1 protein-coding gene is annotated in these 732 nt (G+C 54.1%); it reads left to right on the top strand.

Features of this window, described 5'->3' with window-relative positions; genetic code table 11:
* Positions 1-292 precede the first annotated feature (292 nt).
* On the top strand, positions 293-601 hold the full coding sequence (locus tag GV827_RS23220; protein ID WP_164356711.1) for a bactofilin family protein: 309 nt from the start codon (positions 293-295) through the stop codon (positions 599-601).
* The last annotated feature ends 131 nt before the right edge of the window (positions 602-732 follow it).

Raw genomic sequence — 732 nt, 5'->3', positions numbered from 1 at the left:
CCGCGACTCGGACGTAGGCGTTGTTCAGGCCAAGGTCTGGTTCTCGCGTAAGCGGTCGCTCAAGTGCGAAAGTGGACGTGCCCGCGGCACAGGGCAGCCATTAGTGACCCCTGAAAGCTGCTTAGCAGTCATCTGATAGAATGACTGAGATGACCGAGACGTGGCCCAGATGGGACGCTCGGCGATCTCAAAAGTGCCAAGGTGAAAGCTGGTGGCGCAATATTCATTGTTGTGTTTAGGGTGACCGGCGATCTGCGCTGTCACATGCACATTCGGGAAGGAACCCGCTACTATGGCATCTGTCATTGAAGAAGACCTTACTTTGGAAGGCGACATCAAATCCAACGAAGGTACTGTTGATGTCAAAGGCAAGGTGCTGGGTAATGTCGCAGCCGCGTCGGTCGTTCTCCACAAGAGCGGAGATATTGACGGAGCCATAACCGCTACCTCTGTTTCTTTGGAAGGCAACTACAAAGGGACACTCAAATGCAACGACTTGAGCGTCGCCGCCACATCAAACGTCAAAGGCGAGGTTTCGGCAAAAACGATGACTACGGAAAGTGGCGCCATCTTGGTTGGCAAGGTCAACATTACGGGATGAGATTAGTTGGAGGGCAGGATTGGCTCGAAGCGTGCCACCAGCCCGGCCAAACCATTTAGCTGATCAATGGCGACATAGTCCCGCTCAGTAGACCTTAGTGTTGAGCGCAGCGATCGGCAGGAGAGAGCCCA

The organism is Sulfitobacter sediminilitoris (assembly GCF_010667575.1).
GTDB lineage: Bacteria > Pseudomonadota > Alphaproteobacteria > Rhodobacterales > Rhodobacteraceae > Sulfitobacter > Sulfitobacter sediminilitoris.
Note: the sequence above shows the minus strand (reverse complement) of the source record. Positions and strands in the feature narration are given on the sequence as shown.

What these genes read in the sequence shown, in the direction of transcription:
- GV827_RS23220 (WP_164356711.1), top strand. Translation starts at nt 293, where the DNA reads ATGGCATCTGTCATTGAAGAAGACCTTACTTTGGAAGGCGACATCAAA.